This window comes from Streptomyces sp. P13-3-3, assembly GCF_050571355.1.
Taxonomy (GTDB): Bacteria; Actinomycetota; Actinomycetes; order Streptomycetales; family Streptomycetaceae; genus Streptomyces; species Streptomyces althioticus.
In genome coordinates, this window is the sequence record NZ_CP192229.1 from 286,277 (window position 1) to 308,922 (window position 22,646).

Below are 22,646 nucleotides of genomic sequence, written 5' to 3' on the forward strand. Positions count from 1 at the left end.
GACTGGTCGCTCAGGAACACGACTCCGGGAGGAACGGCATGACGCGCCCGATCACGGCAGGCATCGACGGCACAGAGGAGAGCCTCGCGGCGCTGGCCTGGGCGGCCAGGGAGGCGGTCCGCCGGGACCTGCCGCTCAGGGTGGTGCACGCCTGGCGGTTCGAGGCGCACGACGCGGTGGAGACCGGGGACAGGGCCGCCCAGGAGCGGTGGGTGCGGGAGGCCGCCGAGAAGGCGGTGCGCGACGTCCGGGAACACCACGGCGGCCTGGACGTCACCACGGACGTGCTGGAGGGCGACGCCGTGGAGACGCTGACCGCCGCCGCGGCCGACGCGGAGATGCTGGTGCTCGGCTCGCGCGGGCACGGACGGATCGTTGGCTTCCTGGTGGGCTCCGTCGGTCAGCAGGTGATCGTGGACGCCGCGTGCCCGGTGGTGTTCGTCCGGGCCGGCGACAAGGCCTCGGACGAGGTGGCCGGGCACGAGATCGTGGTCGGCCAGGAGGGCGACCCGGAGGACGGCGCCGCCGCGCTCGGCTTCGCCTTCGAGACCGCCGCCCGGCGCGGCGCGACCGTGCGGGCCGTGCGCGCCTGGACGCTGCCGCCGGTGTTCGCCTACAGCCCCGCCTCCCTCCAGCTCCTCGACGAGGCCGGCGGCATCGAGCCGTTCGAGCGGAAGAAGCTGGCGGCCGCCCTCGCGCCCTGGCGGGAGCGCTACCCGGACGTGCACGTCGTGGAGCACGTGGAGATGGGAAGCGCCGGGCAGGTGCTGCTGTCGGTGTCGGGCACGGCCCAGCTGATGGTCGTCGGGCGCCGCGCCCGCCGCTCCGCCGTGGGCGCCCGCATCGGCTCCGTCGCGGGCGGCGTGCTGCACCACGCGGACTGCCCGGTCGCGGTCGTCCCGCCCGCCTGACCCGTGGCGGGGCCCGGCTACTCCTCGGTGGGCCGCAGCGGCTCCCGCCGCTTCGGCAGCACCCGCCGGATGTAGTCCACGACGGCGGTCTCCAGACCGATGTCGTGCTGGGCCCGCTCGGACAGGTACCAGCGGTGCTCCAGCAGCTCGTGGTAGATCTGCGCGGGATCCATCTGCCCGCGCAGTTCGGGCGGCACGGACCGCACCGTGGGCCGGAACACCTCGCGCACCCAGCGGTGGGCGAGGACTTCCGGACGCGCGCCGAGGGGGTCGCCGGGGGCGTAGTCCTCCTGGGTGGCCATCCAGCTCTCCAGGTCGTTCAGCAGCCGCCTGGCCTGGTTCTCCTCGGTGTCCAGACCGGTCAGCCGCAGCAGCTGGCGCTGGTGGTGCCCGGCGTCCACGACCTTCGGCACGAAGGTCACCGAGTCGCCGTTGGAGGCGTGCTCGATCTGCATCTCGGCCACGTCGAAGCCGAGCTCGTTCAGGCGGCGGATGCGGCGCTCGATGTAGTGGTGCTTGCCGGCCGGGTACACCGAGGTGCGGGTCAGCTCCTTCCACAGCTCCTGGTACCGGGCGCAGATCTCGGTGCCGAAGTCGATCGGGTCGACGGAGGGGTGCAGCGCGCCGGACGCCTCCAGGTCGAGCAGCTCGCCGCTGATGTTGACCCGCGCGAGGTCCAGGTCGTACTCCCGCTGGCCGCGCGTCAGTTCGGGGTGCAGGTCGCCGGTCTCGGCGTCCACCAGGTAGGCGGCGAAGGCGCCCGCGTCGCGCCGGAACAGCGTGTTGGACAGCGAGCAGTCGCCCCAGGCGAAGCCGGCCAGGTGGAGCCGCACCAGCAGCACGGCGAGCGCGTCCATCAGCCGGTGCATGGTGGCAGGCCGCATCGTCGTCTCGAACATCGACCGGTACGGCATGGAACCGCCGAGGTGCCGGGTGATCAGCACGCACTCCAGCGGCTCCCCCTCCGGGTCGGTGCGACCGGTCACCACGGCGAGCGGGTCCACGGCGGGGATGCCGAGCCGGTCCAGGTCGCGCAGCAGCTCGTACTCGCGCAGCGCGGGTCGCTGGGCGAGCTCCTTCACCGCGACCACCTCGTCACCGGCGCGGGCGTAGCGCACGACGTGCCGGGAGATGCCGCGCGGCAGCGGCACCAGGTACTTGTCGGGCCACTCCTCCAGCGGCAGGTGCCACGGCAGTTCCAACAGGAGCGCGGGGTGCTCCGGGTTGGTGGCGTTGATCTGCAGTGCCATGGCGGCGGTGTCCTCGTCTCGAAGGTGAACGTCCGTGAGGTCATCGTCCTGGACGTGACCGTCCTGGAAGTGACCGTCACCTCAGCCTATTGCGCGCGTTCCCGGGCGAGCAGGGCGGCGTCGCGCACAGGTCCCCGGTGGAGCGGGCCGTGCCCGGGCAGCAGCAGGTCGCCGTCCAGCTCCGCCAGCACGTCCAGCGACCGCACGGCGCGGGCGCGCTCATGGTGGAACATGTCGGTCAGCATCTGCGGGCCCCGGAGGCGGGAGACGGGGTGCCCGCTGACCAGGGCGTCCCCGGACACCACCGCCCCGACGTGCGGCAGGTGGAAGGCGGAGTGCCCGCCGGTGTGGCCGGGCGTGTGCACGGGCACGGGCCGGCCCGGCAGGTCCAGCGGCTCACCGTCGCCGGACACCGGGAACGGCTGGGGCGAGGTGACCGCCACGTTCGCCGTGCCGCCGGCGCGCAGGGCGTGCGCCGCCCACGGCAGCACGCCGGGACGCCAGCCGTTGCGCAGCACCCGCGCCACGGTCACCTGGTGCAGGAAGTCCCGGCGGGCGTGCGGCACTTCCTCCTTGTGCGTGTGCACAGGAGTGCCGTAGGCCGTGCTCAGGAACTCCGCCGAGCCCAGGTGGTCGGTGTGCGCGTGCGTGATCAGCACGGCCGCCACCGCCTCCGGCGCGGCACCCACCTCCGCGAGCGAGCCGAGCAGCCCTGCACGGTCGCCGGGGTAGCCGGTGTCGATCAGGGTGACGGCGTCCCCTTCGGTGAGGATCACCCAGTTCGTGCTCGTGCCGTGCACCAGAAAGGTGCCGTCCGCCACCTGCCGCACCGTCGCCTTCATGGCCGCCTCGCGTGTCGTGCCCCGTACCGGTCGAACGAGCACAGGAAAGCAGATCAGAGGGCGGGCGGTGGCGGTCGTCCGTCCTCCGGGCGTGCCGGGCGCATCCCGAACAGCCACCGCGTCACCGCCCACCGCCGCACCGCGAGTTCGTACAGCAGCACCAGTGTCACCAGCGAGGCCGTCACGATCACCGCGTACTTCACGGCCGCGGGAGCGGACCGGCCGACGACCCCGTAGGCGAAGGCGACGACCACCGGCTGGTGCAGGACGTACAACGGGAGGGCGGCCACGGCCAGATACGCCAGGACCGGCGGCATCCCTTGCCGGAAGCGGGGGCGACGGTCCAGCAGGCCGAGGATCGCCAGCACCCAGCACCACCCCGCGGCCCCGAACAGCGCGCGGGTGGCCAGCGCGGCCGGGGTCCACGCGGTGAACGGGTCGTCGCCCGCGACGAAGCCGGGCGCGGTCCCGGCGAACAGCACCACCCCGGCCACGCCCACCCGCACGGCCGCCCGCCGCGTCGGCACGCGCACCCGCTCGTCGCCGGCGAGGAGGAAGCCGTACGCGAAGAAGAGCAGATACGCCCAGCGGTTCCAGCCCGCGTAGTTCTCCTCCATGCCGAGCAACGCGTTCACGGCGGCGAGCAGCGGCGCGGGCGACAGAAGCAGCGCGGGGCGCCCCCGGACCGCCTCGGCCGCGCGGTCGGCCCACCCTGTCAGGACCGTGGCGAACGGCGCGAGCAGCAGGCAGAAGGCGAGCAGCAGCACGACGAACCACAGGTGCCCGGTCTCGAAGTGCTCGCCCTCCAGGACGAACGGGAAGTCCGCCGGATCGGGCCGCACGGAGAGGAACCGCCCCCAGAAGGTCAGGTACGGCTCGTCGTACGCGGGGTCGGCGGCGCGCAGCCGCAGCCACTGGGGGAGCGGGCACAGCACGACCGTGCCGAACACCAGCGGGACGCCCAGGCGCAGCAGCCGCTCCCGGGCGAACCGGGCGGGACCCCGGCGGCGGAGCGAGTGGCGGGCGCCGAGCCCGGCGACGAGGAACAGCATGGGCATGGCCCACACCACGCCGAACCCGGCGAGCACGGTGACGGCGCCGGTCGTCGTCGTGTTCTTCACGTAGAAGTCGTCGTCGGGCGAGAACACCAGGGCGCTGTGGAAGAAGACCAGCCCGACCACGACGAGGGCGCGCAGCACGTCCAGTTCGCCGCGCCGGCCGGCCCCCGCGCCCGGTGGTTCCGTGTCCGCGCCCATCGCTCCTCCCCGCCCGGGTGGACCCAGTGTCGGGGACGTCCGGCGGGGGAGGACAGGCTTCCGCCACGGTTCGGGACGGGGTCAGTTCACCCCGCGCGGGCGGAACTGGATGCTGATGCGCGGTCCCGCGGCCCTGGTGCTCTTCGGTACGCAGTGCTCCCAGGTGCGCTGGCAGGAGCCGCCCATGACGACCAGGTCGCCGTGGCCCAGCGGGCGGCGCACGGTCTCGCCGCCGCCGACGGGGCGCAGCAGCAGGTCACGGGGCGAGCCCACGGACAGGATGGCGACCATGGTGTCCTCGCGGGAGCCCCGGCCGATCCGGTCACCGTGCCAGGCCACGCTGTCCCGGCCGTCCCGGTAGTAGCAGAGCCCGGCCGTGGCGAACGGCTCGCCCAGCTCCTGCGCGTAGTGGGCGCTGAGCGCGTCGCGGGCCTCGGTGAGGACCGGGTGGGGGAGCGGGGCGCCGACGCCGTAGTACGCCAGGAGCCGGGGCACGGAGACGACCTGGTCGTACATCTGGCGCCGCTCGGCCCGCCAGGGCGCCTCGGCGGCCAGGTGGTCGAAGAGCGCGTCGGAGCCGTGCAGCCAGCCGGGTAGGAGGTCGATCCAGGCGCCCCGGCCGAGCTCGGTGCGGCGCACCCCGTCGAGCGTGCCGAGCCGCAGCTCGTCGTCCTGGTCGAAGAGCGAGCCCTGGAGCGCCGGGAGGTGGTGCGTGCTCATGGGACCAGCGTACCCCCTAATCGAAAATACGTTCTAAAGTGATCTCCGTTCCGCGACCGCCCTGCTCCAGGGGCTGTTCGATACACCGGTGTATCGGATACGTTCCCGTATCGGACGGCGGGGAGGGGAGTACGGCATGGCGGACACGGGGACCGGGCGCGTCACCGCGCGCCGGCTGCGCACCCGCGCCCACCTGCTGGACGCGGCCTTCACCGTCTTCGCGGCCAAGGGCTTCGGCCGCGTCTCCATCGAGGAGATCTGCGAGGCCGCCGGCTACACCCGCGGCGCCTTCTACTCCAACTTCGCCGGCCTGGACGAGCTGTTCTTCGCGCTCTACGCCCAGCGCGCCGACCTGATCGCCGAGCAGGTGGCCGGCGCCCTCGCCGCGGACGGCCCCGACCTCGACGTGGCCGCCGCCGTGGACCGCGTCTCCGAGGTGCTGCTGCTGGACCGCGACTGGCTGCTGGTGAAGACCGACTTCCTGGTGCACGCCGCCCGCGACCCTCGCGTCGCGGACACGCTGCTGGACCACCGGGCCCGGCTGCGGGGGGCCGTCGCCGCCCGGCTGGAGCGGGCCCGCGGCCACACCGCGCTGCCCCCGGTCCTCGGCGACGCCGAGGGCGCCGCGCGCGCCGTGGTCGCCGCCTACGACGGCGTCACCACCCAACTGCTGCTGGACTGGGACGTCGAACGCGCCCGGGTCTGGCTGAGACAACTGCTCACCGCGCTGCTCACCGGGTGAAGCCCCGGACGCAGCCTCCGGACGCCAGAAGGAAGGGACGGTCGCCATGGATGCCGACGTCATCGTCGTCGGAGCGGGCCTCGCGGGCCTCGTCGCGGCCCACGAACTGACCAGCCAGGGACGCAGGGTCGCCCTCGTCGACCAGGAGAACGCCGCCAACCTCGGCGGCCAGGCCTACTGGTCGTTCGGCGGGCTGTTCCTGGTGGGGTCGCCCGAACAGCGCCGCCTCGGCGTCAAGGACTCCTTCGAGCTGGCCTGGAACGACTGGCAGGGCAGCGCCGCCTTCGACCGGACCGACGACGAGGACTCCTGGGCGGTGCGCTGGGCGCGCGCCTACGTCGAGTGGGCGGCGGGGGAGAAGCGCTCCTGGCTGGACGGCCACGGCATCACCTTCCTGCCCACCGTCGGCTGGGCCGAGCGCGGCGACCTGCGCGCCGGCGGCCACGGCAACTCCGTGCCCCGCTTCCACATCGCCTGGGGCACCGGCACCGGCGTCGTCGCCCCCTTCACGCGCTACGCCCGCGAGGCCGCGCGCGACGGACTGCTCACCTTCCACCACCGCCACCGCGTCGACGAACTGGTCCTGGACAACGGCGCCGCCCGCGGGGTGCGCGGCACCGTGCTGGCCGAGGACAACTCACCGCGCGGCGTCGCCTCCAGCCGCGAGGCGATCGGCGAGTTCGAGCTGACCGCCCAGGCCGTGATCGTCACCAGCGGCGGCATCGGCGCCGACCACGACATCGTCCGGAAGTACTGGCCCGAGCGGCTGGGCACCCCGCCGCGCGAGATGGTCACCGGCGTCCCCGCCTACGTCGACGGGCGGATGCTGGACATCAGCGCCCGCGCGGGCGTCCGGCTGGTCAACCGCGACCGCATGTGGCACTACACCGAGGGCATCCAGAACTGGGACCCGGTCTGGCCGGGCCACGGCATCCGCATCCTGCCGGGGCCGTCGTCCCTGTGGTTCGACGCGCTCGGCAGGCGACTGCCCGAGCCCTGCCTGCCCGGCTACGACACCCTCGGCACGCTGAAGCATCTGCGCACCACCGAGGACATCGCCCCGCACGACCACTCGTGGTTCGTCCTCACCCAGAAGATCGTCGAGAAGGAGTTCGCGCTCTCCGGCTCCGAGCAGAACCCGGACATCACCGCCAAGGACCGCGCCGGCTTCCTGCGCGAACGCGTCCTCGGCAAGGGCGCCCCCGGCCCGGTGGACGCCTTCCTGCGCAACGGCGCCGATTTCGTCACCGCCGACACCGTCGAGGAACTCGTCGACAAGATGAACGCCCTCACCGACGAGCCGCTGCTCGACGCCGCCCTCGTGCGGCGCCAGATCGAGGCGCGCGACCTGCAGCTCGCCAACGCCTACAGCAAGGACGCCCAGGTGCAGGGCATCCGCAACGCGCGCCGCTACATCGGCGACCGGCTCGGCCGGGTCGCCACCCCGCACCGCATCCTCGACCCGGCGGCGGGCCCGCTGATCGGCGTCAAGCTGCACATCCTCACCCGCAAGACGCTCGGCGGCATCCAGACCGACCTGGACTCCCGCGCGCTGGGCGCCGACGGCAGCCCGGTCGACGGGCTGTACGCGGCGGGCGAGGTCGCCGGCTTCGGCGGCGGAGGCGTCCACGGCTACAACGCGCTCGAGGGCACCTTCCTCGGCGGCTGCCTCTTCTCGGGCCGCGCGGCGGGCCGGGCGGCGGCCGCGCAGACGGCGTGACGCCGGCCGGAACGCCGCCTCATTCCGAGAGCAGCCGGGCCAGCACCTCAGCGTGACTGCGTTCCGGCTGCTTGGAGGCGGTCAGCAGGGTCACCGTGCCCTTCCCGGCCAGCTCCCGCACCCGCTCCAGCTGCTCCGCCGCCTCCGGGCCGGCCAGCTCCGCCTCGTAGCGCTCGCGGAACTCCTCGAAGTCGCCCTCGCCGGCGTGGTACCAGCGGCGCAGCTCCGTGGACGGGGTCAGCACCTTCGGCCACTCGTCGACATGGGCCGCGTCCTTCGCCAGACCGCGCGGCCACAGCCGGTCCACGAGGACCCGCACCCCGTCGTCGGGCTCGGGCGGTTCGTAGACGCGCCGCACGCGCACGCTCATGGAGGCCCCTTCCGCCTGGGTCGCTGCGAGCCTACTGCCGTGCCCGGGCGCGGGCACGGCGAGCGGGGCGCCCCGCGTCGTCCCCGGACGGGCGCACACGGAAGTGGCCCCCGGGAGAATCCCCGGGGGCCACTCGCGCCGTCACTCCCGCACCGCCCGCCTCGTCCGTCAGGCCCTGCCCGACGAACGGCGGGCCGCGATGCGCCGCTTGAGCGCGCGGCGTTCCGTCTCGCTCGTGCCGCCCCACACGCCGATGGACTGCCCCGTCTCCAGGGCCCACTCCAGGCACTGCTCCTGCACGGGGCAGCCGCGGCAGACCGCCTTGGCCTGCTCGGTCTGCAGCAGGGCCGGCCCGGACGTGCCGATCGGGAAGAACAGCTCGGGGTCCTCGGTCCGGCAGGCCGCGTCGTGCCGCCAGTTGTCCATCGAAAGTCACCTGCGTCCGAAGTCGGTGCGCACCCTTTCGGATGCCTTGCTTCCTTTCGGGTGACCTGTCAAGTCGCGGTGAAACAGCGCGATCCGCGTGGAAACGGTCACTGCTCGCGCAGCCCCCACGGCGAGCCGTACTCGGTGAGGAGGTCAAGGAAGGGCCCGGCCGGGAACGCCTCGGGGCCGAGCACGCCCGCCCCCGACCAGGCGCCGGTCGCCAGCAGCTCCAGCGCGACGACCGGGTTGACGGCCGTCTGCCACACCACCGCCTGGCAGCCGTACTCGGCCATCGACCACTGGTTGTCGACCACGTGGTACAGGTACACCTCGCGCGGCGCCCCGTCCTTGGTGCCGCGTACCCAGGTGCCCGCGCAGGTCTTGCCGTGCATGCGGTCGCCGAGGGTCGCCGGGTCCGGCAGGCAGGCCGCGACGACGTCGCGCGGGGAGACCTTCACGGGCCCGTCCGGGCCGGGCACGGTCACCGGCTCGGTGCGGTCCAGGCCCAGCAGGTGCAGCGTGCGCAGGGTGTCGGTGAACTCGCGCCCCAGGCCGTACTTGAAGGTGACCCGGCGGGCGTCCACCCAGCGGGGGACCAGCAGCACCTCCTCGTGCTCCACGTTCACGCACTCCACCGGGCCGATGCCCTCGGGGAAGTCGAACACCTCGGGCTCGCTGAAGGGCTCGGTGGTGTACCAGCCGCGGTCCTTCTCGTAGACCACGGGCGGGTTGAGGCACTCCTCGATGGTGGTCCAGATGCTGAACGACGGAGCGAAGTCGTAGCCGTCCACCGTGAGGTTCGCGCCGTCGCGGACGCCGATCTCCTCGATCTCGTCGAAGAGTTCGTCGGCCGCGTACCGGGCGAACACGTCCGACAGGCCCGGCTCCACGCCCATCCCGACCAGCGCCAGCAGCCCGGCCTCCTCCCAGTCGGCGGCCCGCGCGAACTGCTCGTCGCCCAGCTTCACCCCGCACTCCTCGTACGGCCGCTCGCCGTGCGGGCGGGACAGCGACATCGCCATGTCGAGGTAGGCGGCGCCGCCCGCCCGCGCCGCGCCGAACAGCGGCATCACGAAACGGGGGTCGGTGGCGTTCAGCAGCACGTCGCAGCCGTGCCGCTCCAGCAGCGCCGTCACCTGCGCCTCGTCGCCGGCGTCGACCCGCTCGGCCCGGAACCGGCCGCCGTCCGCGCCGAGCGCCGCCACCGCCGCCTCGGCCCTGGCCGGGTCGTGGTCGGCCACCACCATCAGCTCGAAGAACGGCCGCCGGGCCGCGATCCGGGTGACGGCGGTGCCCACACCGCCCGCTCCCACCAGCAGTACGCGCATGACGGAGCACTCCCTTTCGTCCTCATGGACCCAGGTGGATCCGGAATGTTCTGCGGGGCCCCTGACGTGATGAAACGCCGGGGCGGGACGTAAGGTCAATGGCGTTGGCATAAGGGTCGCAGGGACGGGAAGGCGGGGACATGGCCAAGCGTGTGGTGCCCGAGGAGCGGCGGAGGCGTCGCAGGCCGACCAGGAGCGGGGTCGTGCTGTCGGAACGGCTGATCGTGGAGACGGCGCTGCGGCTGCTCCGGGAGCACGGCAGCGAGGGCCTCACCGCCCGCCGCCTGGGACTCGCCCTCGACTGCGACCCGAGCACGCTCTACCGCTACTTCCGCGGCATGGACGACCTGACCCTCGCCATCGGCGACGCGCTGATCGGCCAGGCGCTGGACGGCTGGCACCGCACCGGACGGTGGCGCCACGACCTGCGCGCCCTCGGCCTGCGCATCCACGCCGCCTACGTCTCCCACCCGCAGGCGGCCGTCCTCACCGCGAGCCGGGTCTCCGGCCGGGCCAACGAACTGGCCGCCGACGAGGCGGTGCTGGACGTCCTGCGCACCGCGGGCTTCCCGCCCGCCGGCACCGTCCGCGTCTACCAGGCGTTCATCGACACCACGCTGGCGTTCGCCGCCCTCGACGCCGCCTCCCTCGCGCTGCCCGACGCGGCACGACGCGCCGACGAGGACATGTGGCGCTCGACCTACGCCCGGCTGCCCGCCGCCACCCACCCGCGCATCGCCGAGACCGCCCCGCTGCTCGCCGCCCGCATGGTGGAGAGCGCCTACCCGACGGCGCTGGACATGCTGCTGGCGAGCGCGGAACGAGAGCTGGCCGGCCTCGCGGTCACGGGTGCAGAGCCCGGGCCGCCGTCTCCGTGACCGCGTCGGCGACCGCCGCGAGGGCGGGGGAGTTCAGCTTCCACTGCTGCCAGTACAGGGGCGCGTCGGCCTCCCGGCCCGGCGCGAACACCACGACCCGGCCGGCCTCCAGCAGCGGCACCGCCTGCGCCTGAGGCACCATGCCCCAGCCCAGTCCCGCCGCCACCGCCTCGGCGAACCCCTCCGACGTCGGCACGTGATGGCGCAGGAGGCTCGCCCCCGTGCGGCCCCCGGTCAGCCGGCGCACGAACCCGTCCTGGAAGTCGTCCCGCCGGTCGAAGACCACCACCGGGGCCGCCGCCACCGACTCCTCCAGCGGCTCCGTCAGCAGTTCGGCGGCGAACTCCGGGTGCGCCACCGGCAGATAGCGCATCGTCCCCAGGCGCCGCACCGAGCAGCCCGGCACCGGGTCGGGGGAGGAGGTCACCGCGGCCATCACCGTGCCCTCGCGGAGCAGCGCCGCCGTGTGCGACTCGTCCTCCCGGCGCAGCTCGAAGCAGAGCCGGGACCGGGCGGGCAGCCGGACCAGGGCGTCCAGGAACCAGGTGGCGAGCGAGTCCGCGTTGACCGCGACCGACACCCGCGTCGGCTCCCCGGCGCCGCTCAGTCCCAGCTCCGCGTACGCGTCCCGCTCCAGCCGGGCCACCTGCCGGGCAAGGCGCACGAGCACCTCACCGGACTCGGTGGGCCGCACCGGGCGGGTGCGCAGCAGCAGCACCCTTCCCGTGCGCTGCTCCAGCGCCTTCACCCGCTGGCTGACCGCCGAGGGCGTCACGTGCAGCGCGGCGGCCGCCGCGTCGAACGTCCCCTCGTCGACCACCGCGAGCAGCGTCCGTACCTGGTCCAGCGGAAGGTCCTCCATCACACCGGCTAAGGGTACGTAAGAACCATTAGCTGTACTGAACCGCTCTGTCCGGCCTACCGTCGACGCCATGACCAGCGCTTTCGCCCCCGCCTTCGCCGGTTTCGGCACCGGAATGTCCCTCATCGTCGCCATCGGCGCGCAGAACGCCTTCGTGCTGCGCCAGGGGATCCGCAGGGACGCCGTGCTCGCCGTCGTCGGCATCTGCGCCCTGTCCGACGCCGTCCTCATCGCGCTCGGCGTCGGCGGCGTCGGGGCGGTCGTGGTGGCCTGGCCCGCGGCGCTGACGGTGGTGGCCTGGATCGGCGGCGTCTTCCTCCTCGGCTACGGCGCCCTGGCCGCCCGCAGGGTGGTGCGCCCGGCCTCCACGGGTCTCGAGGCGGAGAGCGTGGCGGCGGCCGGGTCGCGGCGCCGGGCGGTACTGACCTGTCTCGCCCTGACCTGGCTGAACCCGCACGTCTACCTGGACACGGTGTTCCTCGTCGGCTCGGTCGCCGCCGACCACGGGCCGGCGCGCTGGACGTTCGGCGTGGGGGCCGCGCTGGCCAGCCTCTGCTGGTTCGCCGCGCTCGGCTTCGGCGCGCGGCTGCTCGGCCGGTTCCTGGCCCGGCCGGCCGCCTGGCGGGTGCTGGACGCCCTGGTGGCCGCCACCATGATCGTCCTCGGCGTGACGCTCCTCGCGGGAGCCTGAGGACGCGCCGCACGGGCGGCCTGCCATAGTGAGTCCCGGCCAAGTGGATGTAAGCACCAACCAGGACGGTCGTGGACACCAGCGAGAGCAGTACCGAACCCCGGACACCGAAGGCGGAACAGGAGGACGGCGGGCCGCGCGGATGGCGCCGGTTCGCCATGGACACCCGTCCGCTGCGCCGCCCCGCCTACCGCCGTCTGTGGGCCTCCACCGTGGTCACCGCGGTCGGCAGCCAGCTCACCGCCGTCGCGGTGCCCAAGCAGATCTACGACATCACCGGCTCCTCCGCCTGGGTCGGCGCCGCGAGCCTCGCCGGACTGCTGCCACTGATCGTGTTCGCCCTGTGGGGCGGCGCGATCGCCGACAGCATGGACCGCCGCAGACTGCTGCTGCTCACCAACACCGGCATCGCGGTCACCTCGCTGCTGTTCTGGGTCCAGGCCTTCGTCGGCCTGGAGTCCGTGTGGACGCTGATGCTGCTGCTCGCGCTCCAGCAGGCCTTCTGGGGACTGAACGCGCCCGCCCGCAGCGCCTCGATCGCCCGCCTGGTCCCCGCGGACGAACTGCCCGCCGCCAACGCGCTCGGCTCCACCGTGATGCAGACCGGCCAGATCGCCGGGCCCCTCCTCGCCGGCGCCCTGATCCCCGTCATCGGGCTGGCCGAGCTGTACCTGATCGACGCCCTCGCGCTGTGCGTCACCGTATGGGCCGTGTACCGCCTGCCCGCCCTGCCGCCGCTCACCGCCGCGAAGGCCGGGAGCGCCGGACTGCGGGGCGTCCTGGAGGGCTTCCGCTACATCTCCGGGCACGCGGTCCTGCTGCTGTCGTTCCTCGCCGACATCGTCGCCATGGTCCTCGGCATGCCCCGGGCCCTGTTCCCGCAGCTCGCCTCCGAGACCTACGCCCCGTACGGGGAGGGCTTCGCGCTGGGCCTGCTGTTCGCCGCGATCCCGCTCGGCGCGGTGCTGGGCGGGCTGTTCTCCGGCACGTTCTCCCGGGCGCGGCGGCACGGCTGGATGGTGATCGGCTCGGTCGTGGTGTGGGGGCTGGCCGTCGCCGGGTTCGGACTCAGCGGCAGCCTGTGGCTCGCGGTCGCCTTCCTCGCCCTCGCCGGGGTCGCGGACATGGTGTCCATGGTGTTCCGCGGGGCGATCCTGCTGTCCGCCGCGACCGACGAGATGCGCGGCCGCATGCAGGGCGTCTTCACCGTCGTCGTGGCCGGAGGCCCCCGTCTCGCGGACGTGCTGCACGGCACCGCCGGGTCCGCCTTCGGCCCTCGTACGGCCGTCGCGGGCGGCGGGGTCCTGGTCGTCGTGGTGATGCTGGCGCTGGCCGCGGCCATGCCGGCGCTGCGCCGTTACCGGGTCTGACCACGGTCCGCGGCGCGAGGCCGTGTCGTTCCACCGCGCGAGGGGCGTGTCGTTCTACAGCACGAACCCTCGTCGTATCGCGTACTGCTCCATCAGCTGGCCGCGGGTCATCTCCAGCCGGTGCGCGAGGACCTCGGCGACACAGCGGACCAGCGACAGCCCGAGGGCGGTGTCCGCCTCGCACACCTTCAGCACGGTCGCCGCGTCGAACTCGTACGCCCGGACCGGGGTGAACGCCAGCGCCCCGAAGTCCCACTCGTACGGGGGGAACAGCCAGGACCAGCCCAGCAGGTCGCCCGCGCCGAGCCCGGCGACGGTGATCCGCTGCACCTCGTTCAGCCGCTGGTCCAGGGAGACGGCGCCGGACCGTACGACCCAGAAGCGGTCGGCGTGCCCTCCGGATTCGAAGATGCGGGTGTCCTCCGGGAAGTACACCTCGCGGGCCAGCGTCATCAGGCGCTCGCGCTGGTGGTGGGGGAGGGCGGTCAGGAGTTTGATCGCTTTGGTCATGGGACGGGGCTCCTCGCCGGGGTGCGGTCCGGGTGCTTTCCCTCCCTACTCATTTCAGCCGCTGCCGCCGTTCGGGGCACCTCGGCGGACGGACCCGGTCCGAAATCCGCGGCCGGGCCGTGTCCGGGCATGAAAAAGCCCTGGCTGGACGGGGGAAGCCAGCCAGGGCCGTAAGCGGTGGTGTCCGGAGGAGTCTGGTCGACTCCGTCACCACGTATGTGTGAACGATAAACCATTCACCAGAGGTTCGCGTAATCGGGGATCTGTGCGACCGCTCACACGGTCCCGACGCCACGACCCGCACCTGCCCTACGCCACGACCCGCACCTGCCCTACGGCCACGACCCGCGCCTGCTCTACGCGACGACCCGCACCGTCTCCAGGTCCGGGTCCGTCGGGTCCGGGAGGTACATCCCCGCCTCCAGGCCGGTCCGCAGATACCGCAGCACCGGTTCGGTCAGCCGCTCGCCGGGCAGCACCGCGGGGATCCCCGGCGGGTACGGCGTGATCATCTCCGCCGCGACCCGCCCGGCGGCCTTCTCCGCCGGCACGTCCTCGGCCGGGCCGAAGAACGCGTCCCGCGGCAGCATCGCCTGCTCCATCCGCAGCTCGCCCGGCTCCGGCACGGCGACCCGCGGACCCCCGCGCAGCCCGGGCGCCGCCCGCCCCAGCTCGCGCAGCGCCGAGAGCAGTTCGCCGGTGGTCTCCCGGTCGTCGCCGTGCGTGATCTGCGCGCCGATGCGCCGGTGGTCGACCAGGTGGGCGTCGACCGCCCGGTGCTCGCGCAGCCAGTCCGCCGCCCGGTAGCCCGTGATGCCCAGCTCCTGGATGTCGATCACACACGGCAGCGGGTCGAAGTCGTCCGCGAGACCCGGCCCGCAGTAGTCGTCCCGGCCGTCCACGTGCATACCGTCGATGTCCTCGATCGCCGCCCTGACCTCACCGGCCAGCGCCAGCGCCGACCCCATCAGCTCCTCGCCGCGCAGCGCCATCTGCCGCCGCCAGCCGTCCAGACCCGCGAAGATCAGCACCGAGGGGCTGGTGGTGCCGAGCAGATCGGCACGCGTGCCCAGCAGCGCCGGCGGGACCAGATCCCCCTGGAGGTGGAACACCGAGCCCTGTTCGAGTCCGCTGCCCATCTTGTGGATGCTCGTCACGCAGATGTCCGCGCCCGCGTCCATCGCCCACGACGGCAACTCCGTATGGAAGGGCAGGTGCGCGCCCCACGCCTCGTCCACGATCAGCGGGCGCCCGCGCCGATGGCACACCTCGGCGATGTCCCGCAGCGCCGCCGTCGCGCCGTACGGCGTCGGACTGGTCACCAGGGCCCCGCGCGCGTCCGGATGCGCCTCGAACGCCGCCTCGAACTCCGCGGCCGACGGCGGATGCGCCAGATGCCGCTCGGCGTCCCACCGCGGCTCCACCCACACCGGCTCCACGCCGGACAGGATCAGCCCCGACACCACCGACTTGTGGGCGTCCCGCCCGATCAGCAGCTTCTCGTGCGGGCCCGCCACCGTCAGCATCGCCGCCTTCACCGACAGGGCACTGCCGCACGTGCTGAAGAAGGTGTGCTCGGCGTGCACCGCGTCGGCCATCAGCTCCTGCGCCGACTGGAGCACGCGGCCCCGGGTCAGCCGGTCGTCCAGCCCGCCCGTCGCCAGCACGTCGCCCAGGAAGACCGCGTCCCCCAGCAGCTCGCGCACCGCCGGATCCGCTCCCCGCGCCTGCTTGTGACCCGGGGGCGTGAACCCCAGCCGTCCGCTGCGGTGGTACTCCTCCAGCGCTTCCAGAACCGGTGCCCGGTGGTGTTCGGCAGTCATGCGTCGCCGGGTTCCCGGCCCCTCATGCGCCAATCCGGCCGGCCCCTCGCCGCCGTGTCAGCCGGGCGTCCCGTGCCTGCCCGGCGTCAGGATCTCGTCCAGCACCCGGAGCACCACCCCGTAGGCCACCGTGCGGATCTCGGCGTCCCGCTCCTCGGCGGCGTCCCCCGGATCCTCCCGGCCCAGCCGCTCGCCCCGGGACCGCCAGGCCCGCTCCTCCTGGGCCGCGCAGGCCCGTGCCCGCTGGATGCGCCGCAGCAGTTCGTCCGAGTCCACCACATCGGTCATGCGGATCGGGTACCCGCGGTGGGCGTGCGGTCACGGGGCAGGCGGGAAACGGGCCGAGAGGTTTGCCCGAACCGTGACAGGTGAGCCGAAAAGGGAGGTCCGAGGCAAAACGCCTCCTGTTGACACCGACCCAGGGAGTCGCCCCATGAGCGAGGAGCACCTCGTCGAACCCGTTGTCCGACTGCCCGGCGACCGGCCCGCCGGGCAACCGTGCCCGTCCCGGCCCGCCGAGGTGCGCGAGGCAGTGCTGCGGGCGGTGGCCGAACGCTGTCTGGCCACCCGTACCCCCTGCGACACCGAGGCGCTGTCCGACGCCCTGCTCGTCGCCTCCGAGCTCACCACCAACGCCATTCTGCACGGCGGGGGAGTCACCGGCTTCGAGGTCGACGTCGACGGTCCCGGGGTCCTGCTGTCCGTCAGCGACCGCAGCGACGCCCTTCCCGTCGCCGTGCCGCCCGTCGACGGGGAGGGCCGGCGCCGCCCCGGCGGCCACGGCTGGCCCATCGTGTGCCGCCTGGCCCGCGACGTCCAGGTGTCCGACCTGCCCACGGGCGGCAAGCGGATCACCGCCCTCGTCTCCCTGGTCTGAGGCGGTTCCGGCGCCCTTCAGGCCCCCGGCGAAGACCTGCGGCAATTTCCGCGAAGAAGTGGAGTTTGTTCTACCGGACCGGGGGCAATCGGAGGTTCGTGCTTCGGACCGGAGGCGCGCCGGCGGGAGTGGTACGACCGCACCGGGACCCCTCCGTGCGTCCCGCGACGACCACCCCGCGGTAGATCCCTGAAACCACCGTTCGGGAGCTGAACCGCATGCTCATTGACACGTCCGCACCCCGTCCCGGCTCCTCCGGAACGACCCCCGCCGCCACCCGCCGGCGGCACGACGACGCCCCCGACACCACGACGCTCTTCTCCCGCCTGGCGACCCTCGAGGACGGACCCGAGCGGGAAGCCGTCCGCGACGAGCTCGTCACCGCCTGGCTGCCCATGGCCCACCGGATCGCCGGCCGCTTCCGCGACCGCGGCGAGTCCATCGAGGACCTGCGCCAGGTCGCCGCCCTCGGCCTGGTCAAGGCCATCGACCGGTTCGACCCGAGCCGCGGGGCCTTCGAGAGCTACGCCGTCCCCACCATCACCGGCGAGGTCAAGCGCCACTTCCGGGACCGCATGTGGGCGCTGCGCGTGCCCCGCCGGATCCAGGAACTGCGCAACAAGGTGCGCGTCGCCCGCCGCGAGCTCACCCAGAACCCCGGCAGCCCCGAGCCGTCCGTGGCGGACATCGCCGCCCACACCGGGCTGACCGAGGAGGAGGTGTCCGCCGGCATGGAGGCGCTGGAGAGCTTCAGCACCCTGTCCCTGGACGCCGAACTCTCCACCGACGACGACGGCTACAGCCTCGCCGACACCCTCGGCGCCTCCGACTCCTCCTACGACGTGGTGGTCGACCGCGAGTCGGCCAAGGAGGGGCTGCGGCGCCTGCCGGAGCGGGAGCGCGCCATCCTCTACATGCGCTTCTTCGAGGACATGACCCAGAGCCGGATCGCCGACCGGCTGGGCATCTCCCAGATGCACGTCTCCCGCCTGATCAGCCGCAGCTGCGCCCGCGTGCGCGCCGACGTGCTGGGGCAGCGCGCCGCCCGGGGCGGCGGCCGGCCCACCGCCTGACCCTCTCCACCCGCACCGTCCGCCCGAGAAAGCGAGTCCCATGCTCAAGCCCCACCCCACCGTGCTGCGCCGTCTGGTCGAGGAGTACGAGACCCTGACGACGGCCCCGGCGACCGCTCCCGAGTCGCGGATCGCCGACCTGGCCTACACCCTGTGCGTGTCGACCGGTACCCGGGACGTGGGCATGGCGCTCGCCAGGGCCCGCGCCTGGCTGACGCCGGACGGACGCGACACCGCCACGGCGGCGCCTGCCGCCGTGTGACCCGACGCAGGAAGGGAACCCGAGGCCCATGAGCGAATCCGAGTTCACCCCGGAGGACCGCCCCGTGGACGTGTATCTCGACCTGCTGCGGGTGCGGATGGACACGGAGGACTACCGGCTTCTGCTCCGACTGGTGGAGCCGGTCCTCGAGGCCATCGACGAGCACCGCCTGTCGGGCCTCGACCTCGCGCTGGACGGCGGGGACGAGGAGCTTACCCAGGAGGTCCGCGACGAAGCTGCCCTGGTCATCGCCACGGCGGTCACCGGACGCCTGGACAACGAGGTGGTCGAGCTCGACGTCGACGACGACGGCGGGCCGGTGCGGGTGGTCACCGACGCGGAGACCGCGGCGGATCCCTCCCGGCTGGGTGAGATCGCCGGCATCATCCGCGACCGCCACCGCCAGAACGAGGAGCTGCGAGGCATCGCCGAGGCCAGCGGCCTCCCCACGGACTTCTGAACCACCTCCCTCCCCCCTCACCGCCGGGGCCCTGATCCACGGACCAGGACCGCGGCGCCCGTCTGCGCCCCCCAGGGGCGCGAGGAACTGCGCGAACACCCCCCACCGGGCCGCACCCGCTTCGACGGCCCAGCCCTCCCAGGGGCGCGGGGAACTGCGCGATCAACCCCCACCGGGCCGCACCCGCTTCGACGGCCCAGCCCTCCCAGGGGCGCGGGGAACTGCGCGATCAACCCCCACCGGGCCGCACCCGCTTCGACGGCCCAGCCCTCCCAGGGGCGCGGGGAACTGCGCGATCACCCCCCACCGGGCCGCACCCGCTTCGACGGCCCAGCCCTCCCAGGGGCGCGGGGAGCTGCGCGATCACCCCCCACCCCGCCGCACCCGCCTGACTGCGGCAAGTCCTGAGCTGTGAGGCGGGCCCGCGGCCCCAACACGCGGCCGCGGCCGCAACACGAAGCCTCCCCGCCGCCGACGGCGCACTCAGCGCTCGGGGGCCCTCACCGGAACGTCCAGCGGACGAGCCAACCCCACCACCGCCTCGTCCAGCCGCTCCAGATGGCGGAGGACCCGCCCGGTGATGCGGCCGTACCGTGCCGCGTCGTCGTCGGCGAGAAGCGACGCGATGCTCGGACCCGTCTCGACGGGATCGGTGACCTCGTCGTCGGCCACGCGGGTGGCGATCGTGCGGATGTTCCGGACCGTGCGGCCCGCCGCGCCCCGCAGGCGGGGGTCCGCCGCGATGGACGGGTGGGTCGGCAGCAGCTCGGCCGTCGCGGCCAGCGAACGCGCGTGGTACGCGCACGTCTCCAGCAGGGCCACCACGTACCGCGCGGTGGTGCGCCGGGCCCGCAGCGGGGTGACCGGATGGGTCAGCGGCTTGGTGGCCGACCGCAGGTCGCCCAGCGCCTGGTCCAGCTCCCGCGCCTTGTCGAGCAGCTCCTCCGCGGGTCCGCCGCTGAGCTGCGTCACGGCGGCCTCGCTGACGTCCGACAACCGCTCCAGGACCGTGACCAGCAGCTCGTTGGTACGCCGGTCCGTCCGCACCGGCAGCACCAGCGCCGCCGCCACCACCCCGCACACCGCTCCCAGCGCCGTCTCCTCCACCCGCAGCACCAGCACCTCCCAGCTGTAGGTGTGCAGCAGGGTGTACAGCAGCCCCAGCATCGCCGTGACGAAGAACGACATCAGGGTGTACGACAACGGCGCCGTGTAGAACATGGCGAAGATCAGCAGCAGCACCAGCACGAACGCCAGCACCGTGTTCCCGCCGACCAGCCCGGCCAGCAGGATCCCGGCGACCACGCCGAACACCGTGCCGAGGAGCCGCCGGTAGCCCTTGACCAGGATCTCCCCGGTGGACGCGGTGTTGATGAAGACGATCCAGCAGGTCAGCACCGCCCAGTACCAGCGGTCCGTGGACAGCAGCTCCCCGCCGACGATGGCCAGCGTCGAGCCGACGGACACCTGCACGGCCGCCCGCGTGGTGGGCCGCTGCAACCCCTTCGGCTCCTCGGTCTCCTCCGCCTCCTCGGCGTCGATGGCGGCGTCCTCGGCGTCCAGCTCCTCCCGGGACCTGGCCGTCGCCGGACTGTCGTCCGACTCGTCCTGCGGCCCGTCCAGGGCGATCCGCAGTCCCATCACCGCACGGGCCGCCTCCCCGATGCCGCGGAAGACGTCCCGCACCGGCGGGGAGGCGGCCGGGAGGTTCTCCTCGTCGCGGTAGCCGAGCAGCCGGTTGCGCAGCTGCGCGACGCCCGCCCCCGCCGTCCCGGTCCGCAGCACCAGCGCGCGCAGCGCCCGCAGGTCACGGCGGAGCAGCGCGGTCGCCTCCTCGGGGCCCGGCAGCCGCCCCACCTCCGGCGCGGGGGCGCCCGGCAGGTGCAGCGTCAGGGTGTCCGCCCGCTCCGCGCTGCGGGCGGACAGCAGCAGCAGCCCCAGACGCTCGGCGGCGATCTCCGCGTCGGCGACGCGCCGCTGCACCAGCCGCGCCGTCGGCTCGTCGGGGGTGCCCTCCTCCAGCCGGCTCTGGATCATCAGCGCCGTCTCGTGCAGCCGCGCGGTCCGCTCGCGCAGTTCCTCCAGCGCCTTGTCGGCCTCGTCGGGCCCCGCGTCCAGCAGCGCGATCTGCGCGGACACCAGCCGCGCCAGCCGTACCCGGAACGCCTGCCGCAGCCGCGCCAGCAGCCCGGTCGGCGTCACCGGCACGACGGCGAACCGCACCAGGGCGCTGCTCGCGAACCCGACCGCCATGACCGCCCACAGCGCGGGGAGCTGTTCGGGCGTCGCGCCCACGAACAGCGACACGAAGTACATCTGGAAGCCGACCAGCCCCAGCGTCATCCCGCGGTCGCCGAACCGGCGGCCGTACACCGCGCAGAAGATCAGGGCGACGGCGAAGACGTCGCCCACCACCACCCGCTGGCTGAGCAGCGCGCCCAGCGACACCGACGCCACCGCCACCGGCAGCCCCAGCGCCAGCGTGACCGCCTGGGCCCCGCGCCGCCGCTCCCGGATCGAGAAGGTGGCGGCCATCGACGTCATCGCGCCCGCCACCAGATGGGTCATGTCCGCGCCGACCGGGGCGAGCACGGCCAGGGTGACGGCGATGGCGCCCACCGTGCGCAGCCCGGCGGTCAGCCGCAGCAATCCGGGATCGGACGCCGCCAGGTGGTCGCGCAGCCCTGTGCCCGACCGGCGTCCTGCCACCTTCACGCCCGCGCACGCTCCCCCGTCGTCACCGCTCCGTCCGTCGCCCCGGCCTCCGTGCGCCGGGTCACCGAGCCGCCCGGCCCGCTTCCTCGACGTGCGCCCGCACCTGCTCCGGTGTCAGGTAGGCGTCCAGGTACTCGAAGTCGCGCAGGCTGCCCGGCCGGTGCATCTGGAAACCGGTGCGCACGAAGTCGTCGCCGGCGACCGCGTTCAGCAGCCAGTTGGTCATCACCCGGGTCTTGGCCACCCCGGTGCGCAGCGCCGACCAGTGGTAGCCGCGGGCCACCGCCTGGGCGGGCAGGCCGTGCAGCTCGTAGCCGAGCGGCTTGGACACCGCGTCGGTGCCGCCGAGGTCCACCACGAGCCCCAGGTCCTGGTGCATGTACGGCCGGGTCGACCGGCCCCGCAGGACGGCGATGACGTTCTCCGCGACGTGCCGACCCTGCCGCAGCGCGTGCTGCGCGGTCGGCGGGCACACCGCGTCGTCGCCCTTGGCCAGGTCCGGCACCGCGGCCGAGTCGCCGAGCGCGAACACCCCGTCGTGCCCGGGCAGCCGCATGTCCGCGTTCACCGCGAGCCGGCCCCGTACGGTCTCGGCGTCGAGCGTGCCGATCAGCGGGCTGGCCACCACGCCGGCGGTCCAGATCAGCGTGCGGGTGGGCACCACCCGGCCGTCGGTGAAGGTGACCTCCTCGGCGCCCGCCTTGGCGATGGACACGCCCAGCGAGATCTCGATGCCGCGCCGGGTGAGGATCTCGTGGGCGCTGCGCCCCAGCTTCTCGCCCAGCTCGGGCATCAGCTTGGGCGCGATGTCGATCAGATGCCACTTGATCAGACCCGGGTCCAGGCGCGGGTAGCGCTTGACGGCGGCGTGCGTCAGACGCTGCAGGCAGGCCGCCGTCTCGGTGCCGGCGTAGCCGCCGCCGACCACCACGAACTGCAGCCGCGAGGCGCGTTCCGCCGGGTCGGTGCAGGCGTCCGCCAGGTCCAGCTGCGAGATCACGTGGTCGCGCAGGTAGGCGGCCTCGGCCAGCGACTTCAGCCCGAAGGCGTGGTCGGTGAGGCCCGGGATGTCGAAGGTGCGGGTGACGCTGCCGGGCGCCAGCACGATGTAGTCGTACGGCTCGTCGACGACGTCCCCGGCGATGGTCCGGATCACGCACACCTTGGCCCGCAGGTCCACGCCGATCGCGCCGCCCGGGATGATCCGGGTCCGGTACTTCTCGCTGCGCCGCAGGGAGATCGCGATCGACTGGGGCGTCAGCACCCCGGAGGCGACCTGGGGGAGCAGCGGCAGGTACAGCTGGTAGGACATCGGCGTCACCAGCGTCAGCTCCGCCTCGCCCGGAGTGAGCCTGCGCTCCAGCCGCCGCACGCACTCCACACCGGCGAAACCGGCGCCTACCACGAGGATCCTGGGTCGTGTCACGATGTCCATCCCTTCGTGCGGCTTCAGGCGGTCCGCCTCGAACGTCGATGCCTGACGCGTGCCCCTGTTCAGCTCCACGATGCCCGCCCCGGCCCCGGACCGCACCGGGAACCGTCAGGGCGGGGGACCCGGCG

At 73.6% G+C, this 22,646-nt stretch carries 23 protein-coding genes; 10 read left to right on the plus strand and 13 right to left on the minus strand.

The window, feature by feature from the left end; all coding sequences use genetic code 11:
* Positions 1–38 precede the first annotated feature (38 nt).
* Positions 39–911 (plus strand): universal stress protein, encoded by an 873-nt coding sequence (locus ACQZOG_RS27695; RefSeq protein ID WP_033276419.1) that lies wholly within the window; start codon positions 39–41, stop codon positions 909–911.
* Positions 912–928: 17 nt separating this feature from the next.
* Here ACQZOG_RS27695 and ACQZOG_RS27700 read toward each other — a convergent pair whose 3' ends face one another.
* From ACQZOG_RS27700 to ACQZOG_RS27715, 4 genes are all read right to left on the minus strand, one after another.
* Positions 929–2,161: a DUF4032 domain-containing protein gene (locus ACQZOG_RS27700; protein WP_193455921.1), complete on the minus strand. Its 1,233-nt coding sequence runs from the start codon at positions 2,159–2,161 to the stop codon at positions 929–931.
* An 86-nt stretch (positions 2,162–2,247) separates the two neighbouring features.
* Positions 2,248–3,003 (minus strand): MBL fold metallo-hydrolase, encoded by a 756-nt coding sequence (locus tag ACQZOG_RS27705; RefSeq protein ID WP_359671381.1) that lies wholly within the window; start codon positions 3,001–3,003, stop codon positions 2,248–2,250.
* Positions 3,004–3,056: 53 nt separating this feature from the next.
* On the minus strand, positions 3,057–4,259 hold the full coding sequence (locus ACQZOG_RS27710; RefSeq protein WP_430741923.1) for an acyltransferase family protein: 1,203 nt from the start codon (positions 4,257–4,259) through the stop codon (positions 3,057–3,059).
* Between the two features lie 81 nt (positions 4,260–4,340).
* On the minus strand, positions 4,341–4,979 hold the full coding sequence (locus ACQZOG_RS27715; RefSeq protein WP_033276415.1) for an alpha-ketoglutarate-dependent dioxygenase AlkB: 639 nt from the start codon (positions 4,977–4,979) through the stop codon (positions 4,341–4,343).
* 136 nt (positions 4,980–5,115) lie between these two features.
* Here ACQZOG_RS27715 and ACQZOG_RS27720 point away from each other — a divergent pair, with 136 nt between their 5' ends.
* Entirely contained in the window at positions 5,116–5,721 is a 606-nt protein-coding gene (locus ACQZOG_RS27720; protein ID WP_430741924.1) for a TetR/AcrR family transcriptional regulator, read from the plus strand.
* Positions 5,722–5,767: 46 nt separating this feature from the next.
* Positions 5,768–7,441, plus strand: coding sequence for an FAD-binding dehydrogenase (locus ACQZOG_RS27725; protein ID WP_430741925.1), 1,674 nt, complete (start codon positions 5,768–5,770; stop codon positions 7,439–7,441).
* Positions 7,442–7,460: 19 nt separating this feature from the next.
* Here the strand turns inward: ACQZOG_RS27725 and ACQZOG_RS27730 are convergent, their stop codons facing one another.
* The 3 genes from ACQZOG_RS27730 to ACQZOG_RS27740 all read right to left on the minus strand — a co-directional run bounded on the left by ACQZOG_RS27730 (position 7,461) and on the right by ACQZOG_RS27740 (position 9,565).
* The gene (locus ACQZOG_RS27730) at positions 7,461–7,811 is read right to left on the minus strand and encodes a DUF488 domain-containing protein (protein WP_203551335.1); all 351 of its coding nucleotides are present in this window, start codon (positions 7,809–7,811) and stop codon (positions 7,461–7,463) included.
* 168 nt (positions 7,812–7,979) lie between these two features.
* Positions 7,980–8,237 (minus strand): WhiB family transcriptional regulator, encoded by a 258-nt coding sequence (locus tag ACQZOG_RS27735; RefSeq protein WP_033276411.1) that lies wholly within the window; start codon positions 8,235–8,237, stop codon positions 7,980–7,982.
* Positions 8,238–8,344: 107 nt separating this feature from the next.
* Positions 8,345–9,565 carry a saccharopine dehydrogenase C-terminal domain-containing protein gene (locus tag ACQZOG_RS27740; RefSeq protein ID WP_058915519.1) on the minus strand — a complete coding sequence of 407 codons (1,221 nt, stop codon included), beginning with the start codon at positions 9,563–9,565 and terminating at the stop codon, positions 8,345–8,347.
* A 140-nt stretch (positions 9,566–9,705) separates the two neighbouring features.
* Here ACQZOG_RS27740 and ACQZOG_RS27745 point away from each other — a divergent pair, with 140 nt between their 5' ends.
* Entirely contained in the window at positions 9,706–10,443 is a 738-nt protein-coding gene (locus ACQZOG_RS27745) for a TetR/AcrR family transcriptional regulator (protein ID WP_033276409.1), read from the plus strand.
* Here ACQZOG_RS27745 and ACQZOG_RS27750 read toward each other — a convergent pair.
* The gene (locus tag ACQZOG_RS27750; RefSeq protein ID WP_033276408.1) at positions 10,409–11,305 is read right to left on the minus strand and encodes a LysR family transcriptional regulator ArgP; all 897 of its coding nucleotides are present in this window, start codon (positions 11,303–11,305) and stop codon (positions 10,409–10,411) included. The two genes, ACQZOG_RS27745 and ACQZOG_RS27750, sit on opposite strands and share 35 nt — an antisense overlap.
* A 70-nt stretch (positions 11,306–11,375) precedes the next feature.
* Between ACQZOG_RS27750 and ACQZOG_RS27755 the strand changes: the two genes are divergently transcribed.
* The gene (locus tag ACQZOG_RS27755) at positions 11,376–11,996 is read left to right on the plus strand and encodes a LysE/ArgO family amino acid transporter (RefSeq protein ID WP_401454289.1); all 621 of its coding nucleotides are present in this window, start codon (positions 11,376–11,378) and stop codon (positions 11,994–11,996) included.
* A 71-nt stretch (positions 11,997–12,067) separates the two neighbouring features.
* Complete coding sequence (locus ACQZOG_RS27760) at positions 12,068–13,366, plus strand: MFS transporter (RefSeq protein ID WP_191879912.1); 1,299 nt, start codon at positions 12,068–12,070, stop codon at positions 13,364–13,366.
* 54 nt (positions 13,367–13,420) lie between these two features.
* On the opposite strand, the gene ACQZOG_RS27765 is transcribed toward ACQZOG_RS27760, so the two are convergent.
* From ACQZOG_RS27765 to ACQZOG_RS27775, 3 genes are all read right to left on the minus strand, one after another.
* Complete coding sequence (locus ACQZOG_RS27765; protein WP_033276405.1) at positions 13,421–13,876, minus strand: cyclic nucleotide-binding domain-containing protein; 456 nt, start codon at positions 13,874–13,876, stop codon at positions 13,421–13,423.
* Positions 13,877–14,232: 356 nt separating this feature from the next.
* Positions 14,233–15,699, minus strand: a complete 1,467-nt coding sequence (locus ACQZOG_RS27770) for an aminotransferase class I/II-fold pyridoxal phosphate-dependent enzyme (protein ID WP_430741926.1) — start codon at positions 15,697–15,699, stop codon at positions 14,233–14,235.
* Positions 15,700–15,756: 57 nt separating this feature from the next.
* A complete protein-coding gene (locus tag ACQZOG_RS27775) occupies positions 15,757–15,987 on the minus strand; it encodes a hypothetical protein (protein WP_033276403.1) in 231 nt (76 codons plus the stop codon).
* Between the two features lie 145 nt (positions 15,988–16,132).
* Here ACQZOG_RS27775 and ACQZOG_RS27780 point away from each other — a divergent pair, with 145 nt between their 5' ends.
* The 4 genes from ACQZOG_RS27780 (at position 16,133) to ACQZOG_RS27795 (ending at position 18,371) form a co-directional block, all read left to right on the plus strand.
* Complete coding sequence (locus ACQZOG_RS27780; protein ID WP_033276402.1) at positions 16,133–16,576, plus strand: ATP-binding protein; 444 nt, start codon at positions 16,133–16,135, stop codon at positions 16,574–16,576.
* Positions 16,577–16,794: 218 nt separating this feature from the next.
* The gene (locus ACQZOG_RS27785; protein ID WP_033276401.1) at positions 16,795–17,649 is read left to right on the plus strand and encodes a SigB/SigF/SigG family RNA polymerase sigma factor; all 855 of its coding nucleotides are present in this window, start codon (positions 16,795–16,797) and stop codon (positions 17,647–17,649) included.
* A gap of 40 nt (positions 17,650–17,689) precedes the next feature.
* Entirely contained in the window at positions 17,690–17,911 is a 222-nt protein-coding gene (locus ACQZOG_RS27790) for a DUF5133 domain-containing protein (protein ID WP_033276400.1), read from the plus strand.
* 28 nt (positions 17,912–17,939) lie between these two features.
* Positions 17,940–18,371, plus strand: a complete 432-nt coding sequence (locus tag ACQZOG_RS27795) for a hypothetical protein (RefSeq protein ID WP_261674578.1) — start codon at positions 17,940–17,942, stop codon at positions 18,369–18,371.
* A gap of 483 nt (positions 18,372–18,854) precedes the next feature.
* On the opposite strand, the gene ACQZOG_RS27800 is transcribed toward ACQZOG_RS27795, so the two are convergent.
* Together ACQZOG_RS27800 and ACQZOG_RS27805 are read right to left on the minus strand one after the other, a co-directional pair.
* On the minus strand, positions 18,855–21,086 hold the full coding sequence (locus tag ACQZOG_RS27800) for an FUSC family protein (protein ID WP_033276398.1): 2,232 nt from the start codon (positions 21,084–21,086) through the stop codon (positions 18,855–18,857).
* Between the two features lie 61 nt (positions 21,087–21,147).
* On the minus strand, positions 21,148–22,521 hold the full coding sequence (locus ACQZOG_RS27805; RefSeq protein ID WP_037643599.1) for an NAD(P)/FAD-dependent oxidoreductase: 1,374 nt from the start codon (positions 22,519–22,521) through the stop codon (positions 21,148–21,150).
* Positions 22,522–22,646: the final 125 nt, after the last annotated feature.

Bases quoted from the DNA above. Each gene is read 5' to 3' on its own strand.
- ACQZOG_RS27735 (WP_033276411.1), bottom strand. From the start codon at position 8,237: ATGGACAACTGGCGGCACGACGCGGCCTGCCGGACCGAGGACCCCGAG.
- ACQZOG_RS27805 (WP_037643599.1), bottom strand. From the start codon at position 22,521: ATGGACATCGTGACACGACCCAGGATCCTCGTGGTAGGCGCCGGTTTC.
- ACQZOG_RS27790 (WP_033276400.1), top strand. From the start codon at position 17,690: ATGCTCAAGCCCCACCCCACCGTGCTGCGCCGTCTGGTCGAGGAGTAC.
- ACQZOG_RS27710 (WP_430741923.1), bottom strand. From the start codon at position 4,259: ATGGGCGCGGACACGGAACCACCGGGCGCGGGGGCCGGCCGGCGCGGC.
- ACQZOG_RS27715 (WP_033276415.1), bottom strand. From the start codon at position 4,979: ATGAGCACGCACCACCTCCCGGCGCTCCAGGGCTCGCTCTTCGACCAG.
- ACQZOG_RS27730 (WP_203551335.1), bottom strand. From the start codon at position 7,811: ATGAGCGTGCGCGTGCGGCGCGTCTACGAACCGCCCGAGCCCGACGAC.
- ACQZOG_RS27705 (WP_359671381.1), bottom strand. From the start codon at position 3,003: ATGAAGGCGACGGTGCGGCAGGTGGCGGACGGCACCTTTCTGGTGCAC.
- ACQZOG_RS27775 (WP_033276403.1), bottom strand. From the start codon at position 15,987: ATGACCGATGTGGTGGACTCGGACGAACTGCTGCGGCGCATCCAGCGG.
- ACQZOG_RS27700 (WP_193455921.1), bottom strand. From the start codon at position 2,161: ATGGCACTGCAGATCAACGCCACCAACCCGGAGCACCCCGCGCTCCTG.
- ACQZOG_RS27770 (WP_430741926.1), bottom strand. From the start codon at position 15,699: ATGACTGCCGAACACCACCGGGCACCGGTTCTGGAAGCGCTGGAGGAG.
- ACQZOG_RS27795 (WP_261674578.1), top strand. From the start codon at position 17,940: ATGAGCGAATCCGAGTTCACCCCGGAGGACCGCCCCGTGGACGTGTAT.
- ACQZOG_RS27725 (WP_430741925.1), top strand. From the start codon at position 5,768: ATGGATGCCGACGTCATCGTCGTCGGAGCGGGCCTCGCGGGCCTCGTC.
- ACQZOG_RS27765 (WP_033276405.1), bottom strand. From the start codon at position 13,876: ATGACCAAAGCGATCAAACTCCTGACCGCCCTCCCCCACCACCAGCGC.
- ACQZOG_RS27750 (WP_033276408.1), bottom strand. From the start codon at position 11,305: ATGGAGGACCTTCCGCTGGACCAGGTACGGACGCTGCTCGCGGTGGTC.
- ACQZOG_RS27785 (WP_033276401.1), top strand. From the start codon at position 16,795: ATGCTCATTGACACGTCCGCACCCCGTCCCGGCTCCTCCGGAACGACC.
- ACQZOG_RS27695 (WP_033276419.1), top strand. From the start codon at position 39: ATGACGCGCCCGATCACGGCAGGCATCGACGGCACAGAGGAGAGCCTC.
- ACQZOG_RS27745 (WP_033276409.1), top strand. From the start codon at position 9,706: ATGGCCAAGCGTGTGGTGCCCGAGGAGCGGCGGAGGCGTCGCAGGCCG.
- ACQZOG_RS27720 (WP_430741924.1), top strand. From the start codon at position 5,116: ATGGCGGACACGGGGACCGGGCGCGTCACCGCGCGCCGGCTGCGCACC.
- ACQZOG_RS27780 (WP_033276402.1), top strand. From the start codon at position 16,133: ATGAGCGAGGAGCACCTCGTCGAACCCGTTGTCCGACTGCCCGGCGAC.
- ACQZOG_RS27740 (WP_058915519.1), bottom strand. From the start codon at position 9,565: ATGCGCGTACTGCTGGTGGGAGCGGGCGGTGTGGGCACCGCCGTCACC.
- ACQZOG_RS27755 (WP_401454289.1), top strand. From the start codon at position 11,376: ATGACCAGCGCTTTCGCCCCCGCCTTCGCCGGTTTCGGCACCGGAATG.